General features: G+C 41.5%; 14 protein-coding genes and 2 pseudogenes. 13 read left to right on the forward strand and 3 right to left on the reverse strand.

Features of this window, described 5'->3' with window-relative positions; translation table 11 throughout:
* The first annotated feature begins 195 nt into the window (after window positions 1–195).
* The 4 genes from RCG22_RS21875 to pheA all read left to right on the forward strand — a co-directional run bounded on the left by RCG22_RS21875 (window position 196) and on the right by pheA (window position 3,496).
* Window positions 196–738: a sporulation initiation phosphotransferase B gene (locus tag RCG22_RS21875; RefSeq protein ID WP_308104695.1), complete on the forward strand. Its 543-nt coding sequence runs from the start codon at window positions 196–198 to the stop codon at window positions 736–738.
* 61 nt (window positions 739–799) lie between these two features.
* Complete coding sequence (gene obgE / locus RCG22_RS21880) at window positions 800–2,092, forward strand: GTPase ObgE (RefSeq protein ID WP_098259660.1); 1,293 nt, start codon at window positions 800–802, stop codon at window positions 2,090–2,092.
* A 40-nt stretch (window positions 2,093–2,132) separates the two neighbouring features.
* A complete protein-coding gene (locus RCG22_RS21885; RefSeq protein ID WP_308104696.1) occupies window positions 2,133–2,582 on the forward strand; it encodes an ACT domain-containing protein in 450 nt (149 codons plus the stop codon).
* Between the two features lie 56 nt (window positions 2,583–2,638).
* The gene (pheA, locus tag RCG22_RS21890) at window positions 2,639–3,496 is read left to right on the forward strand and encodes a prephenate dehydratase (protein ID WP_308104697.1); all 858 of its coding nucleotides are present in this window, start codon (window positions 2,639–2,641) and stop codon (window positions 3,494–3,496) included.
* Window positions 3,497–3,571: 75 nt separating this feature from the next.
* Here pheA and RCG22_RS21895 read toward each other — a convergent pair whose 3' ends face one another.
* Both RCG22_RS21895 and RCG22_RS21900 read right to left on the reverse strand, forming a co-directional pair.
* Window positions 3,572–4,111, reverse strand: coding sequence for a transcription repressor NadR (locus RCG22_RS21895; RefSeq protein WP_308104698.1), 540 nt, complete (start codon window positions 4,109–4,111; stop codon window positions 3,572–3,574).
* 55 nt (window positions 4,112–4,166) lie between these two features.
* A complete protein-coding gene (locus tag RCG22_RS21900; protein WP_308104699.1) occupies window positions 4,167–5,315 on the reverse strand; it encodes an IscS subfamily cysteine desulfurase in 1,149 nt (382 codons plus the stop codon).
* Between the two features lie 102 nt (window positions 5,316–5,417).
* Here RCG22_RS21900 and nadB point away from each other — a divergent pair, with 102 nt between their 5' ends.
* From nadB to safA, 4 genes and pseudogenes are all read left to right on the forward strand, one after another.
* Window positions 5,418–7,001 carry an L-aspartate oxidase gene (gene nadB / locus RCG22_RS21905; protein WP_308104700.1) on the forward strand — a complete coding sequence of 528 codons (1,584 nt, stop codon included), beginning with the start codon at window positions 5,418–5,420 and terminating at the stop codon, window positions 6,999–7,001.
* Window positions 6,970–7,818 (forward strand): carboxylating nicotinate-nucleotide diphosphorylase, encoded by an 849-nt coding sequence (gene nadC / locus RCG22_RS21910; RefSeq protein ID WP_308104701.1) that lies wholly within the window; start codon window positions 6,970–6,972, stop codon window positions 7,816–7,818. Before nadB ends, nadC begins: the two co-directional genes overlap by 32 nt.
* 1 nt (window position 7,819) lies before the next feature.
* Window positions 7,820–8,917 carry a quinolinate synthase NadA gene (gene nadA / locus RCG22_RS21915; protein ID WP_308104702.1) on the forward strand — a complete coding sequence of 366 codons (1,098 nt, stop codon included), beginning with the start codon at window positions 7,820–7,822 and terminating at the stop codon, window positions 8,915–8,917.
* 132 nt (window positions 8,918–9,049) lie between these two features.
* Window positions 9,050–9,214, forward strand: a pseudogene (gene safA / locus RCG22_RS25460) (SafA/ExsA family spore coat assembly protein); the annotation flags it as partial.
* 152 nt (window positions 9,215–9,366) lie between these two features.
* Here safA and RCG22_RS25465 read toward each other — a convergent pair.
* Window positions 9,367–9,420: pseudogene (locus RCG22_RS25465) on the reverse strand (hypothetical protein); the annotation flags it as partial.
* Window positions 9,421–11,108: 1,688 nt separating this feature from the next.
* Here RCG22_RS25465 and RCG22_RS21925 point away from each other — a divergent pair.
* The 5 genes from RCG22_RS21925 (at window position 11,109) to ruvB (ending at window position 15,657) form a co-directional block, all read left to right on the forward strand.
* Window positions 11,109–12,098 (forward strand): phosphotransferase, encoded by a 990-nt coding sequence (locus RCG22_RS21925; protein WP_308104704.1) that lies wholly within the window; start codon window positions 11,109–11,111, stop codon window positions 12,096–12,098.
* A gap of 107 nt (window positions 12,099–12,205) precedes the next feature.
* Window positions 12,206–12,904, forward strand: a complete 699-nt coding sequence (locus tag RCG22_RS21930) for a YhcN/YlaJ family sporulation lipoprotein (RefSeq protein WP_308104706.1) — start codon at window positions 12,206–12,208, stop codon at window positions 12,902–12,904.
* A gap of 131 nt (window positions 12,905–13,035) precedes the next feature.
* On the forward strand, window positions 13,036–13,590 hold the full coding sequence (locus RCG22_RS21935) for an intercompartmental signaling factor BofC (RefSeq protein ID WP_308104708.1): 555 nt from the start codon (window positions 13,036–13,038) through the stop codon (window positions 13,588–13,590).
* A gap of 443 nt (window positions 13,591–14,033) precedes the next feature.
* A complete protein-coding gene (gene ruvA, locus RCG22_RS21940; RefSeq protein WP_098259650.1) occupies window positions 14,034–14,645 on the forward strand; it encodes a Holliday junction branch migration protein RuvA in 612 nt (203 codons plus the stop codon).
* A gap of 10 nt (window positions 14,646–14,655) precedes the next feature.
* The gene (ruvB, locus tag RCG22_RS21945; RefSeq protein ID WP_308104709.1) at window positions 14,656–15,657 is read left to right on the forward strand and encodes a Holliday junction branch migration DNA helicase RuvB; all 1,002 of its coding nucleotides are present in this window, start codon (window positions 14,656–14,658) and stop codon (window positions 15,655–15,657) included.
* The last annotated feature ends 24 nt before the right edge of the window (window positions 15,658–15,681 follow it).

Below are 15,681 nucleotides of genomic sequence, written 5' to 3' on the forward strand. Positions count from 1 at the left end.
CTCTAACCTGTTTGGTTAGAGTTTTCTTTTTGATAACGAATTTTTCCTTCCCAATTTTCTTCAGGAAAATGACTTCGTAGATGCTTCTTTTTGCCTCTAATGATCTTTCATCACATAAAAATGCTTACTCATGGTAATTTTTTTGATATACTATCAGCAAAATAGTGTTGTGACACTTAATGTGGGAGTGTACGTATGGAGAAAGAATGGGATATTGTTGAGGTGCTCCGGCATTCTCGACATGATTGGTTAAATAGGCTTCAATTAATTAAGGGGAACTTGGATTTAAATCGAATCGACCGGGCAAAAGCGGTTATTGACGAAATTATTATCGAAGCGCAGCACGAGTCCAAGCTATCAAATTTAAAAATGCCTTTATTTGCTTCGTTGCTGTTAAAGTCTAATTGGGAGAATCCTTCCTTTAAGCTTGAATATGAGGTGCTTCAGGATTCGGAATCCTTTCAAATGAATGAGGAACTGATCACCAATTGGACGTATCATTTTTTTAAATGTTTGAACGAGGCAATTGAAATTTTTCAAGAAAATCATTTATCCATATCAATTGACCCGCAATCAGAAGGAGTTCGTTTCTTTTTTGACTTTAGCGGGATAATAATAAAAAGTAAATTAATCGAAGCATTCCTTTCTGACCCTAAGAACCAATTGGATGTAGTGGTCAAGGAATTCTCAAAAAGTGAACTCGGAGTAGAAGTTTTTATCCCTATTCAAAAAAAATAGGGGAAATCTGAGCTACTTTTCGTGACAAAAGTTCATTCGAATTGCAGACTGGAGGAATAAGATGTTTGTTGATCAAACGAAGATTTATGTAAAAGCTGGAGATGGCGGAAATGGTATGGTCGCATTTCGTAAGGAAAAATATATACCAAAAGGCGGCCCGGCAGGCGGAGATGGCGGTAAAGGTGCCAATGTGGTTTTTGAAGTAAATGAAGGCTTGCGCACATTAATGGATTTCCGTTATCAGCGTCATTTTAAAGCACCACGCGGCGAGCATGGCATGTCCAAAAACCAGCACGGTGCCGGTGCAAAGGATATGATTGTTAAGGTACCACCTGGAACAGTCGTGATTGATGAAAAAACGAAGGAAGTTCTTGCGGATTTAGTTGAGAATGGGCAGCAGGCTATTATTGCTAGAGGCGGTCGTGGCGGACGAGGAAATTCCCGCTTTGCAACCCCGGCAAATCCAGCACCGGAGCTTTCTGAAAATGGTGAACCGGGACAAGAACGTGAAGTCATTCTAGAATTGAAGCTGCTTGCTGATGTCGGCCTCGTTGGATTTCCAAGCGTTGGGAAATCGACACTCTTATCCGTTGTATCATCGGCAAGACCAAAAATCGCTGAGTACCATTTTACAACGATTGTTCCTAATCTTGGCATGGTCGAAACAGAAGATGGCAGAAGCTTTGTCATGGCAGACCTTCCAGGACTGATAGAAGGGGCAAGTGAAGGCGTTGGCCTCGGACATCAATTCTTACGTCATATTGAACGGACAAGGGTTATTGTCCATGTAATTGATATGGCTGCGATGGAAGGCAGGGACCCATATCAGGATTATCTGACGATTAACCGGGAATTAAAAGAGTATAACCTACGCTTAACAGAGCGCCCACAAGTAATTGTAGCTAATAAGATGGATATGCCTGAAGCAGAGGAAAACTTAAAGAAGTTTAAGGAGCAGCTTGAAGAAGACTATCCAATCTTCCCGATTTCAGCGGTTACAAGAAAAGGGTTGCGTGAGCTATTGTATGCTGTAGCTGATAAAATTGAGGAAACACCAGAATTTCCACTTGAACACGAAGAAGAGGAAACAACGGGTGTCCATCGTGTTCTTTATAAGCACGAAGCAGAGCCTGAAGCCTTTAGAATTACGAGAGAATCGGATGGTACTTTTGTCGTCACTGGTGAAAAGACAGATAAACTCTTTAAGATGACAGATTTCTCAAGAGAAGAATCCGTTCGCCGCTTTGCACGCCAGCTTCGTGGTCTTGGTGTCGATGAAGCATTAAGGGAAAGAGGAGCAAAAGACGGGGACATTGTAAAGCTAATGGAGTTTGAATTTGAGTTTATTGAGTAAGAAGAAAAGACCCTGAAGAGATCAAGGTAGAGTGATAAAAATGGAAAACACGGATAAGAAATTTTATTTAGTGCGTGAAGATGTGTTGCCGGAAGCGATGAAAAAAACGCTGGATGTTAAGGAAATGCTTGAGCGAGGTAAGGTGGAATCCATTGCAGATGCCGTTCAACAAGCAGATTTAAGCAGAAGTGCTTTTTATAAATACAGAGATACTGTTTTTCCTTTCTCAACTATTAAAAAGGAAAAGATTATCTCACTTTTCTTTCATTTGGAAGATCGCTCAGGCACGCTGTCAAAATTGCTCAGTGTGGTTGCAAACTCAGGCTGCAATATTGTGACTCTTCATCAAACGATACCGTTGCAAAGCAGGGCAAATGTGACACTTTCATTAAACACTTCGAACATTACGATGGAAATAGATGAGTTACTTAAAGAACTGAGAAGGCTCGAATTTGTAGAGAAGATAGAGGTGCTGGGAACAGGTGCGTAGTTAAACTACGGCCGGTTCTCAGCTTTCTTTTTAAAACAATAAGGAGTGGGGAAACAGTGAAGGTTGGATACTTAGGACCAAAAGGTACATTTACAGAGTTAGCGGTGAAGAAAGTTTTTCAAGGATTTGAACTTAAGCCCTATCAGACGATTCCTGCAAGTATGGATGCCATCGTTGAGAAGGAAGTGGACCTTGCAGTTGTCCCCATTGAAAATGCGCTAGAAGGTTCTGTTAATATTACACTAGATTATTTAACACAAGTTATCCAGATTCCGATTATCGGTGAAATTACCTTACCGATTAAGCAGCATTTGATGGTGCATCCTGATAATAAGGAAAATTGGCGGGAAGTAAGCAAGGTGTACAGTCACTCCCATGCAATTGCACAGTGTCATAAATTTTTACATAATCAATTAAAGGGTGTGCCGGTTGATAGTGTGTCTTCAACGGCGGCCGCAGCACAGATGGTCATGGAACAGCCTGAATTAATGTCTGCCGCGATTGCCAATGAATTGGCCGCGAAAGAATATGGCCTGTCGATTGTGCAAAGAAATATCCATGATTTCGACTATAATCACACGCGATTTGTGGTACTAACCGAAGAGAATTTTGATTTCCAAACCTTGAGTGGTTCATCCCATTACAAAACGACGCTCATGGTGACATTGCCTGAGGATGATCATGCGGGAGCACTTCATCAGGTGTTATCTGCGTTTGCCTGGAGAAAATTAAATCTTTCAAAAATTGAGTCAAGGCCAATGAAAACGGGAATTGGCAATTATTTCTTCATTATAGATATCGAAATGAAGTTGGATGAGGTTTTAATACCTGGAGCAATCGCTGAGCTAGAGGCATTAGGTTGTGGTGTCAAATTACTTGGAAGCTATCCTGCGAAGAAAGTGGAATTGGATTAACAAAAGGACCCGAGACTTGCACGGGTCCTTTTGTTAATGTCTAGTTCCACCGCCAATTATGGCACGGAGCATTTTTTAGGATTCAATCATAAAACCCTCAGCTTTAAGGGCAGCTTCCGCTTTGTCTAAGACTTGGGTGCTAGCTGCTGAAATGGTATGGAGGTGGATTCCCTCTGTTAACTCAGATAATAGGGAAGCTCCGGTCTTTTGTATGTTTTCTATGAATTGTTTAACCTCTTGGCGATTGGAAACCATAATCGATGCAGTCAAATCTCCGTAGACTCTATGTTCAATCCTTACATCTTTCACTAGCACACCATGGTCCACTAATAAATTAAGCTCTTTTTCTGTATCTTCCGGCAAATGTTTGCATGCAATCGTTCGTTCAAAGGAATTAGTGCCGGAGTTTTGCTTTAAATAAATATAACCTTGGCTGGTGGCAATAATCGGTTCATTTTTTGCCTTTAGAAGAGTAATATCCCCAACAATCACCTGTCTGCTTACATTGGTTCGATTGGCAAGTTCACTTCCTGTCAGCGGGACAGGGCTATCTTTTAACTGTTGTAAAATTAATGACCTCCTTTCCTCTCCCAATATTTTTTTTTGCTCGATCATAAAATTCCTCCTATTTCTATTTGCTGTTTACCTATTTTAGCATAGTTTAAATTTTTTATATAACGGAAACTGCCTTGAATGCATTCACGATTTTAACCATACTTTCCCCGAGCTCGATCACATCCTCCAGACTAGTGGAATGGCCAAATGAGATCCGGATAAACTCTTTTGCTTCTCCAGCAGTTAATCCTAGGGCTTGCGTCACTTTGGCAGGGGACTGTAACCCCAGCTGACAGGCACTTCCGGTGGATATTGCAAACCCTAATCGATTGCATTCCAGCATCATCCATTGACCTTCAATTCCAGTTATCCCAAGCCCGATAATACTATTGAGCTGCGAACCATCGTCATCTTGATAAATCTTCACTTGTTCTTTTATGGGCTCAAGTGTATCAATAAAGGTTTTCCGCAATAATTGATCCTTACTATTTTCCACTAGGATTCTTCCGGTTATTTTCTGGGCAGCTACCGTCATGGATGCTATCGCAGGGACATTTACTGTGCCTGGGCGGAATCCTTTTTCATGAGAGCTTCCTGGAAAAAACGGTTGCCATTTAAGTTGAGGATTGACATAGACGCCCCCAATTCCTTTTGGTCCATAGATTTTATGACCGGAAAAAGAAAAACTACTAACCAATGGAGCAACAGGTTTTAGATCTATTTTTCCAAAAGACTGCACAAAATCGCTGTGCAGGTGAATATTGTTGTCCATACAAATTTTTGCAATTTCACTGATTGGCTGAATCGTCCCAATCTCAGAATTAACATGCTGCAGTATCATTAATATCGTTTCTGATTTAATCGATCTTTCGAGCTGTTCAAGATTGATCAAACCAGTTGAATCGAAAGGAAGCCGTGTGATTTCATATCCAGCTTCCTTTAGCCTGTTTAGGGCACCGTGGACGGAGGAATGCTCCGCCATTCCTGCAATAATATGGTTCCCTGCCTTTTTAGGTGAGGACAAAAGTGCTTCAATCGCTAAGAAATTCCCTTCAGACCCACCGCTTGTGAAAAAAAGGCCATTTTTATCGATGCCAATTAGATTCGCTAATTCTTCCCGGCAGTTTTCAAGCAAGGCAGCAGATTGACCGCCAATATCATGGAGGCTGCTGGCATTCCCAAAGTATTCAGTCGCAACTTTCACATACACTTCTGCTGCTTCAGGGTCTAATGGAGTAGTCGCTGCATAATCAAAATATTTCATTCCACACCTCCCATTCTACTTTTCTATAAAAATACTTGTTTTTAGTTTAAATCTATGTAAATATATATGTCAAGACACCTGTTATGTCAGGAGGATCGCTTGATGACAAATGATGATGTATTAATTATTGGCAGTGGGATCGCAGCCTTACAGCTGGCTACTCAATTAACTGATGATGTAAATGTGAGGATTCTCACAAAGGAAAAATTAAGAACGGCTAATTCGTATCTTGCCCAAGGTGGGATTGCAACCGCGTTGGGTGCAAATGACCATCCTTCTAAACATATTGTCGATACACTAGAAGCAGGCAGATTTCACAACAATCCAGATGCAGTTCAGCAAATTATCCATGCTGCGCCTGATCTTATTCAGAGGATTGCTCAACAAGGTGATATCTTTGATAAAGATCAAGAAGGGGAATTGTACCTTGGTATGGAGGGGGCTCACAGTGAAAAGAGAATTGTTCATGGCGGCGGCGATGCCACTGGCAAAAACGTCATGGAGTTTCTGATCAGTCAGCTCGAGCAAAAGATAAATATTACGGTCGAAGAGGATGTCTTTGTCTATGAATTACTCCTAAATAACGACCAGAAGCGTTGTATCGGAGTTAAAGCTAAAGTATCAACTGGTGCGATTCAAAGATTTTACGGCAAACATGTCATTATCGCTACCGGTGGGTGTGGACAATTATATACTTACACTTCAAATGCTCCTACGGTTAGCGGCGATGGGATTGCGATGGCTTATTTAGCCGGTGCTGATATCGTTGATATGGAGTTTATCCAATTTCACCCGACGCTGTTATATATAAACGGTGAAACGAAGGGGTTAATTTCGGAAGCAGTAAGGGGAGAAGGGGCCACACTGGTTACGGAAGACGGGACTCAAATCATGGAGGGTGTTCACCCCTTAAAAGACCTTGGCCCTAGACATGTGGTTTCGCAAAGAATCTATGAATTTCTTAAAAAAGGCAAACAGGTTTATTTAGATATAAGCACTATCAAAGAGTTTAGAAAACGATTTCCTTCGATTACTTCTATTTGTAAGGACAACGGAATCCAAATCTCCGATGGGAAAATTCCAGTTGCACCTGGAAGTCATTTTTTAATGGGAGGAATTAAAACAGATTTACTTGGGCGTTCGTCGCTGGATGGACTTTATGCCATCGGAGAAGCCGCCTGCACGGGCTTGCACGGTGCGAATCGTTTGGCTAGTAATTCCTTATTAGAAGGATTATTTCAAGGGGAGAAATTGTCGCAATGGATCAATGAGGCAAGTAAAGAACCACTGGTTTTAGCTCAAGATTATTTTTATCCACTGCAAAAGGAAGAGAAATTTAATTTACCAGCTATTGAAAAAATTAAGGACTTAATGATGGAACGGGTTGGAATTGTTCGCAATAAGGTGAATTTGAAAAAGCAACAAGCTTGGTTAGAGCAATATCAGGCAAAAAATATTCATTTAGATACATGTTCTACTCTAGACATGACCAAGGTTTTTATGCTAATCACTGCTAGTCTAATCACAGAATCTGCATTCATTCGGACAGAGAGCCGGGGCGGTCACTTCAGAATTGATTTTTCAAAAGAGGAAGATAACCGTTGGTTAAGGAAGTCAATCATTCATAACTATAAACAGGGAATGGAGAAGTCCGATGAACAAATTGAAACTGCGCTCGCAACTTGAGAAATTTTTTATTGAAGATATTGGGGAACAGGATATAACCACCGATTTAATCTTTGCAGACGATACCAATGGGGAAATTGTTTTTCTTGCAAAAGATGAAGGTGTTTTTTGTGGCGAGGAAATTATCAAAACTGGGTTTCACCTCTTAAATAACGGCCTAACCATTCGAGTGTTTGTGAAGGATGGCGAAGAAATTAAATATGGTGATACGCTTGCTCGTGTCTCTGGGAAAATAGCCGATTTATTAAAAGGAGAACGAGTTATCCTCAATCTAGTTCAACGGATGAGCGGGATTGCCACGCTAACACGAAAAACAGTTACCACCCTTGATAGTGGTCATACGAAAATTTGTGATACACGGAAAACAACGCCCGGACTCCGAATGCTTGAAAAATATGCGGTTCGCTGCGGTGGCGGTTATAATCACCGGTTTGGATTATATGATGGAGTCATGATTAAAGATAACCACATTTCCTTTGCCGGTTCGATTACCAAGGCCGTAGACGCCATTCGCAAAAATGCCGGCCATATGGTGAAAGTAGAAGTGGAGGCGGAGACGGAAGCACAGGTGATTGAAGCTGTTGATGCAGGAGTGGATATTATCATGTTTGATAATCGTACCCCAGATGAAATTAAGGAATTGATTCAATTAGTTCCAGCTCACATCATTACCGAGGCCTCAGGTGGAATTCAATTAGCCAATATTGGGGATTTTCGCGATACAGGTGTGGATTACATCTCACTAGGGTACTTAACACATTCATATAAAGCCCTCGATATCAGTGTAAAAGTACTTTGGGAAAAGGGAGATGCGTAAAATGAATATCTTGGCCTCTATACAAAAAAATAGGATGATTCCTGAAAAATATAAACAAATGACGAGAGAAGAACTCGAAAACCGTGTGATTGAGGTAAAGAAACAGTTGGGTTCACGCCTGTTTATTCCAGGACATCACTATCAAAAAGACGAAGTGGTTCAGTTTGCAGATGCCACAGGTGATTCCTTACAGCTGGCACAATTATCAGCTGAAAATAAAGAAGCAGAATTTATTGTCTTCTGTGGTGTTCATTTTATGGCGGAAACTGCAGATATTTTAACAAGTGACCAGCAAAAGGTCATCTTACCTGATATGCGTGCCGGCTGTTCAATGGCTGATATGGCAGATATACAGCAAACCGAAAGAGCGTGGGAAACGCTCGGAGGGATATTTGGAGACACGATTCTCCCTTTAACCTATGTCAATTCAACCGCAGCAATTAAATCATTTGTCGGTGCACATGGCGGGGCAACGGTCACTTCATCTAATGCAGAGAAGATGGTGAAGTGGGCATTTGAAATAAAGGAACGAATTCTATTTTTGCCAGATCAGCATTTAGGTCGAAATACGGCCGTTGAACTAGGTATAGGCTTAGACGAAATGGCTGTTTGGAACCCAATAAATCATGAGCTCGAATACGAAGGTGATTTTTCGAAAATAAAAGTCATTCTTTGGAAAGGTCATTGTTCCGTTCATGAAAATTTTACTGTTCAAAATGTAATTGATACACGCTATAAATATCCAAAAATGAATATCATCGTCCATCCGGAATGCCGTCGTGAAGTAGTGGAATTGGCAGATATGGCAGGGTCAACGAGTTATATTATTAACGCCATTGAAAAGGCTCAGCCTGGCTCGGCATGGGCGATTGGAACAGAGATGAATCTGGTCAACCGCTTAATTCAAAATCATCCGGATAAAAAGATTATCTCATTAAATCCGCATATGTGTCCGTGTTTAACCATGAACAGAATTGACCTGCCGCATTTAGTTTGGAGCCTCGATACGTTAGCGGAGACAAATAATATGATCAATGTAAGTCCAGAAATAGCTAAAAATGCGAAATTGGCGCTGGATCGGATGTTAATACATTCTTAAATAACTGTTAAAAAAGATGCAATTTTCCTGATTGCATCTTTTTATATTTTAGGGGAGATTCATATTCTTTTGAAAAAAAGCATAAGTTTTTGTGAAGAAGGATAGCACTTTGCCCATTTTCACATAGACTATATGGACTTATGCATAGGAGGGGAAATCAGAGTGAAGATCCATATCGTACAGAAAGGGGATACTCTTTGGAAGATTGCCAAGAAGTACGGCGTGAATTTTGAAGAGCTGAAAAAGATGAATTCACAGCTCAGCAACCCTGATATGATTATGCCCGGTATGAAAATAAAGGTCCCTACTTCAGGTGGAACGATAAAGAAAGAAGCACCGATGGGAACTATATCCGGTACTAAAATCAACTTAGGAGTTAAGAAAGAACAGCCGCTTGCTGAGCAACCGTTGGTCAAAGAGAAACCCGTAAAAGAAGCACCGATTAAAGAAGTTCCGATTAAGGCGGCACCGATAAAGGAAGTGCCGATTAAAGAAGTACCTATAGCACCTTATACTCCAAAAATGCCTCTACAAATTGTCCCGGAAATAGATATTAACAATTATTATACAATGAACATGCAAAATATGACTGTACAGCAGCCCCCTAAAGCCAATGTACTTCCAGAGATAAAAGAAGTTCCGAAAAAAGAAATGCCTATCAAGGAAATGCCAATCAAAGAAATACCGATCAAGGAAATGCCTATCAAGGAAATGCCAATCAAAGAAATACCGATCAAAGAAATGCCAATCAAAGAGGTACCAATCAAAGAAATGCCAATGAAAGAAGTTCCGATAAAAGAGAATTTTGTTCCAGCACCGCCACCAGTAATGGAAGCACCTGTAGAAGTGGCACCACCGCAAGATTATTGCGTTCCAGTTACACCGATTATGCCTGGACCGGGATTCTGTCCGCCATTTGGAGGAGGTTTCCCAATGCAAATGAACCCATTTATGCCATATCCGCAAATGCAAGGTGGTGATATGCCAATGGGCTTTCCGCAAATGCAGGACGGTGGTATGCCAATGCCTTACCAGCCAATGCAAGATGGCGGAATGACGATGCCAATGGCTCAAACTCCAGTAATGCCTAGTGGGTTTGCTGGATATCCTAGTGGTGCTCCATCAGTTGCAGGCACATCGTTTGCAGCGCCGCAGTTCGATGATGAATCGTCATCCTTTATGCCGCAGCTTCCAGTTATGAACCCAGCCTATAATCAGGGTGCTGTAATGGGTGCGCAATCACCACAGCAGCCAATGGGTACCCCATACATGGATCCGGCAGCTTTTGGACAAATGCCACAAGGTTATGGCCAGCAACCGCCGGCAGGATACGGTCAAATGCCAGTCGACTATGGTCAGCAAGCACCAGCAGGATACGGTCAAATGCCAGTCGACTATGGCCAGCAAGCACCAGCGGGATATGGACAAATGCCAGCAGGCTTTGGTCAGCAACCGATGGCAGGATATGGACAAATGCCAGCAGGTTTTGGTCAGCAAGCACCAGCAGGATACGGACAAATGCCTGTAGACTATAGTCAGCAACCGCCAGTAGGATATGGACAAATGCCAGCAGGTTTTGGTCAGCAAGCACCTGCGGGATACGGACAAATGCCACAAGATTATGATCAGCAAGTACCAGCAGGCTACGGACAAATGCCACAAGGTTACGGTCAGCAAGTACCAGGAGGATATGGTCAAATGCCGACAGGTTACCCAATGGAAAGCCCTGCAGGATTCGAGTCATCACCAGGTATTAACTTTGCTACACCTCCAGTCATGCAAGGAAACCCGTTCGGAAATCCTGGTATGGTAAATCCATATGGAATGGGAGCACCATATGGCCAAATGCCATACGGATATCCACAGATGAGTGGGCCAATGGGGGCACCTGTAGGCTATGGAGCACCTGAAATGGCAGGACCTGGTCCATTCATGCAGCCATCCAATCCTTCGCAGGGTTTACCAGTAGGAAGCGGAGGTGATTGCGGCTGTGGAGCTGCACCGGTAGGCATGCCTGGTCCAGCAGCCATGCCGCAGCAAGCAGCCATACCGCAAAATTTTGTACCGCCTACGCCGCCAATCTATAGCGCACCATATACAGGACCTGTTAACGCAGCACATCCTCCGTATATGAATCCTTATGGTATGGGGCCGGTTGGAACAAGTCCTTACGGTATGCCGGGTTACCAAGATGAGAGTCTTTAATACCATAAATAATAAAAAGGGAGACGATGATTATTTTGATCGTCTCCTCTCTTATTTTCAATCCCAGTTCTCTGAAAGAATCATTCAAATGGTTCCAATTCGGTCATCCGTTATTTTTTTACGAACAGACAAAAATAATTACGTCATAAAAGGGTATCATACCAACAGCAGACTAAGACTCCAAGAAGCCTTTACAGCCACTCTGAAAAAAGAAGGTTTTAAAAAGACGTATCTATTTTTAACAACCCCAGTGAGAGAACAGCTTTTTTTTGAGGGAACTTATTTCGGATGTATGGAGTACATCCCGCCAAATAGAAACGTATTCACTTTTCATACTTATAAAAATCGTCAAGAAGGAATTGACTTACTAGAACAATTTCACCAAACCACGGCAACGTTCGAATCACGTTATCGGACATTACTTCCAAAAGGACAGCTAATTGAAAAATGGACAGAACGGTTCAATGTTTTTTCAAATAACCTGCCCTATATTGGGTATTTTATCAATGAATCCTTCCTCTCGGAGATATTGTCCTGGGCAAAATGGTCATTGGAGGGGATGGAAAAAAGCCGTATTTTTTTTCAAAAAGAAGCAACAGTTATACTACATGGGGACGTAGCCCATCATAACTTTTTAAGAGATACAGGGGGACAGTTAAATCTCATTGATTTTGATTTAATTAGTATTGGGCCCGCATCATTTGATTATTTACAATATGCGAACCGGATTTTGCCATACATCGACTGGTCATTTGAAAGCCTGGTAAGCCTTAAACAAATGAATAAATATTTACATGAGAAAGCATTTTTATTTGCTTTGGCCTATCCCGCTGATATTTTCAGGGAATGGAATCGAACGATCCGCGAAAAATCATACACAGATCATACAAAATATAAACAGTTAATGGACTTATCAATTCGTCAGTTTTATGCCAGGAAAAAATTTATTGATCACCTTAAGAAGTTAGTGGACTAAGAAGGGCTGGAATTATCCGTCTGAATGAAATCCCCCCAAAAATAACACCCTATTAATGAGCATGTGTGGTAAGCATGCTTAGGATGTTAATAAAGGGGGTTTTTCGCTTGAATAAGAAACAGTGGATGATTCCTCTTTCAGCCACATTGATGTTCGCGCTGGCTGGATGTACGGGTGATAATAATCGTGCAGGTGTTAATGAAAAAAATAATAACAATTCATTAAGCCCTGTTGGATATTATTCCAATGAAAACCACCCAACCTCGGATAACAATTTAATGAGAGATAATGATGGAGCAATTACGGATATGATGGATCATTCTCTTGGGGATGAAGATCAAGTTACAAACGAAAATAAAAGAAGACAGCTTCAATCAAGAGACGAAAACGGAAATCCGAAAAATCCAACAACACCTTTAGCTTCAAAGGACCGTAATTTTTTCCAACATGATAATCGTTTTAGTACAAGCGACATGAACTATCACGGTCATCTGAATGTGAAAAATGGAAATAACGGTGTGGTAACGGACCCTGATTTCCAGGATAATTTTGCAAAAAAGGTCAAGAACAAAGTAGCTGCAATAGCGAATGTTCAGACCGTTAGATCCGTTGCGTACGGAAATACTGTCATTGTTTCTGTGGTATTAATTGATCAAGACAAAGCATCTGCTACAAAAAGGGCAATTAAAAGAGCCGTGACGCCTTATGCAAACGGACGAACAGTAACGGTCATAACCGATGAAGGGGCCATTGGCCGGGATCGCAATAAATACAATGACATCCAGCAAGAAAAGGGAGGAAGGTAATTCCTTCTTAGTAAGAGGGCAAAGCTTACGGGCTTTGTCCTTTTAAAATTGATTGGAGGATAAAAAGGCAATATTAGGCTAAACTAGTACTGCATAGATTGTTTAATTTTTAACAATAAGAGGTGAGTAGCATGAGGTTTAATTGGATGGCTTGGTATCGGTATAGTCTTGCCGGATTCGCTGTTCTTCTCTTCATGTTTATTATTAATGCCGAGGGAATCACCATGATCGTCGCCGCTTCACAAATAGATAGCCCTTATCCACAGGAAAAGACCGAACCGTTATACATGACGGTTATTTTGGAAAGGGTCTATTTAGATGGGGAAATAAGTCAAGAGGTCGTCCACGAGACCTGCTGGTCAATGGAAAATTTCTGGGCTAAATATGACCAATGGCAGCTGACGGATATGGATGACTCGACAATGGTTTTCCGCAAGCAGGTCAATGATATATCACCATTACTTAAAGCAAATGGCTTTTTTGGGGTAACAGAAGATGGTGTTTTGACTATTTTTAATGGAAGACCTGATCAATTAAGAATTATTCAATCTTTTTTCCAAATAGATATTAAGAAGTTGGAGAGTTCTAAGCAAGAAGAATTAATTCAAGGCATTCCAATCAAAACAAAGGATCGCTATGTTGAAGTTTTAGAGACATTTAAGCCGTATTCTTTAAAAAAAGAATAGAATCATCAACAAATCAGACTGATGCCGCCATTTCAGCCTGGTTTTTTTATTAAATTCTTGTTGTTGGTGTCGTAATTTGTGAATTTTAATTGGTTGTCGTTGGAAAATGGGGTTCAATGAGCGGATTTTACGAGTCAATGAGCGAATTTCAGTGTTCAATGAGCGAATTTTGCAGTCCAATGAGCGGATTTTGCGATTTAATGAGCGAATTCCTCAGCTCAATGAGCGAATCCAAATTTCTTGTTGTTATTTCAACTCCTATCTGCGGATTTCGAGGTTCTATTGACGAATTCAGCAGTTCAATCAGCAAATTCCATCATCCAATCAGCGAATCCCTGAATTCCGAATAGTTTGATGTTTCATCTACCGTTCTATTTTCTATAACTAACCTAAAATTGTATGGTAGAATGAAATACAGTGTAAAACTGGGGGAGAGAATTTAAGTGTACGAATTTATTAAAGGGACCGTCGAATTTGTCGGGCCGGAATATATAGTTGTTGAGAACAACGGGATTGGCTACCAGATATCTACACCTAATCCGTTTATTTATGCAAGTAAAATGGAAACAATGGTAACAGTATACACCTACCACTACGTGCGTGAGGATGTAATCGCCCTGTATGGCTTTGAAACAAGAGAAGAGAAAAAACTTTTTACAAAATTACTAAATGTATCAGGAATTGGTCCGAAAGGTGCGCTAGCCATCCTCGCTTCCGGTGAAGTCCAACAAGTAGTTAGCGCCGTTGAAAATGAAGATGAAAGCTTCCTCGTCAAATTTCCAGGAGTGGGTAAAAAAACGGCGCGGCAAATGATCCTTGACCTAAAAGGAAAATTGCAGGATATCGTCCCGGACTATTTTCCGAATTTATTTAATAGCGACCAGCTTCACTTACATACACAAACAGGTAACTCAAACCTGGAAGAAGCAATGCTGGCACTAAAAGCATTAGGTTACTCCGAGAAAGAAATCAAAAAGATTTCACCTGAACTAAGAAAAGAACAAATGTCTACAGACCAATACATTAAGAAGGCCCTGCAGCGGCTTTTAAAATAGGTGATGATTCATGGATGACCGAATTATTTCTAGTGAAGTGAATGAGAGCGAGATCAGCATAGAACAAAGCCTTAGGCCGCAAACCTTAAGCCAATACATCGGACAGGATCAAGTAAAGGAAAATCTTGATATTTATATTAAGGCAGCCAGAATGCGCAAGGAAACATTAGACCATGTGCTCCTATATGGTCCGCCCGGATTGGGGAAAACGACACTTGCGGTGATTATCGCCAATGAAATGGGCGTCAATATCCGCACCACTTCAGGACCGGCAATTGAGAGGCCTGGTGATTTAGCGGCGATTCTTACTGCTCTCGAGCCTGGCGACGTTTTATTTATTGATGAAATTCACCGCTTGCAAAGGACCATTGAAGAAGTGCTATACCCAGCGATGGAGGATTTCTGCCTTGATATTGTCATTGGTAAAGGTCCAAGTGCACGGTCGGTTCGGCTCGACCTCCCGCCGTTTACGCTAGTCGGAGCTACAACAAGGGCAGGCTCCCTATCCGCTCCACTTAGAGACAGGTTTGGAGTTTTGAGTCGACTCGAGTATTATAAGGAGAATCAATTAAAAAATATTGTGCTTCGAACAGCGGAAGTATTCGGGACGGAAATCGATGATCTTTCAGCTTCAGAAATAGCCAGAAGGTCAAGGGGCACCCCGAGAATTGCCAACCGTCTCCTCCGCCGGGTGAGGGATTTTGCCCAAGTAAGAGGGGATGGAACGATTGAGCTTGCCCTGGCACGTGAAGCGCTCGAACTCCTTCAAGTAGATAGGCTTGGTTTAGATCATATCGACCATAAACTATTGAAGGGAATTATCGAAAGATTCCGCGGCGGACCAGTCGGCCTCGATACAATTGCCGCCTCGATCGGCGAAGAATCCGAAACGATTGAAGATGTATATGAACCATATTTATTACAAATTGGCTTTTTGCAAAGAACTCCACGGGGCAGAGTGGTAACCCCGTTGGTTTATCAGCATTTTGGTATGGAGTTTCCGACCAATTGATTTTTTATAAAAAAAGGGTGTCAT

Origin of the sequence: Neobacillus nitrireducens (genome assembly GCF_030915405.1) — a bacterium.
Taxonomy (GTDB): Bacteria; Bacillota; Bacilli; order Bacillales; family Cytobacillaceae; genus Neobacillus.

Excerpts from the sequence above, each read along its gene's own strand:
- RCG22_RS21925 (WP_308104704.1), top strand. The coding sequence starts at position 11,109 with ATGAGAGTCTTTAATACCATAAATAATAAAAAGGGAGACGATGATTAT.
- nadA (WP_308104702.1), top strand. The coding sequence starts at position 7,820 with ATGAATATCTTGGCCTCTATACAAAAAAATAGGATGATTCCTGAAAAA.
- RCG22_RS21875 (WP_308104695.1), top strand. The coding sequence starts at position 196 with ATGGAGAAAGAATGGGATATTGTTGAGGTGCTCCGGCATTCTCGACAT.
- RCG22_RS21885 (WP_308104696.1), top strand. The coding sequence starts at position 2,133 with ATGGAAAACACGGATAAGAAATTTTATTTAGTGCGTGAAGATGTGTTG.
- RCG22_RS21895 (WP_308104698.1), bottom strand. The coding sequence starts at position 4,111 with ATGATCGAGCAAAAAAAAATATTGGGAGAGGAAAGGAGGTCATTAATT.
- obgE (WP_098259660.1), top strand. The coding sequence starts at position 800 with ATGTTTGTTGATCAAACGAAGATTTATGTAAAAGCTGGAGATGGCGGA.
- RCG22_RS21900 (WP_308104699.1), bottom strand. The coding sequence starts at position 5,315 with ATGAAATATTTTGATTATGCAGCGACTACTCCATTAGACCCTGAAGCA.
- nadC (WP_308104701.1), top strand. The coding sequence starts at position 6,970 with ATGAACAAATTGAAACTGCGCTCGCAACTTGAGAAATTTTTTATTGAA.
- RCG22_RS21935 (WP_308104708.1), top strand. The coding sequence starts at position 13,036 with ATGAGGTTTAATTGGATGGCTTGGTATCGGTATAGTCTTGCCGGATTC.
- ruvB (WP_308104709.1), top strand. The coding sequence starts at position 14,656 with ATGGATGACCGAATTATTTCTAGTGAAGTGAATGAGAGCGAGATCAGC.
- nadB (WP_308104700.1), top strand. The coding sequence starts at position 5,418 with ATGACAAATGATGATGTATTAATTATTGGCAGTGGGATCGCAGCCTTA.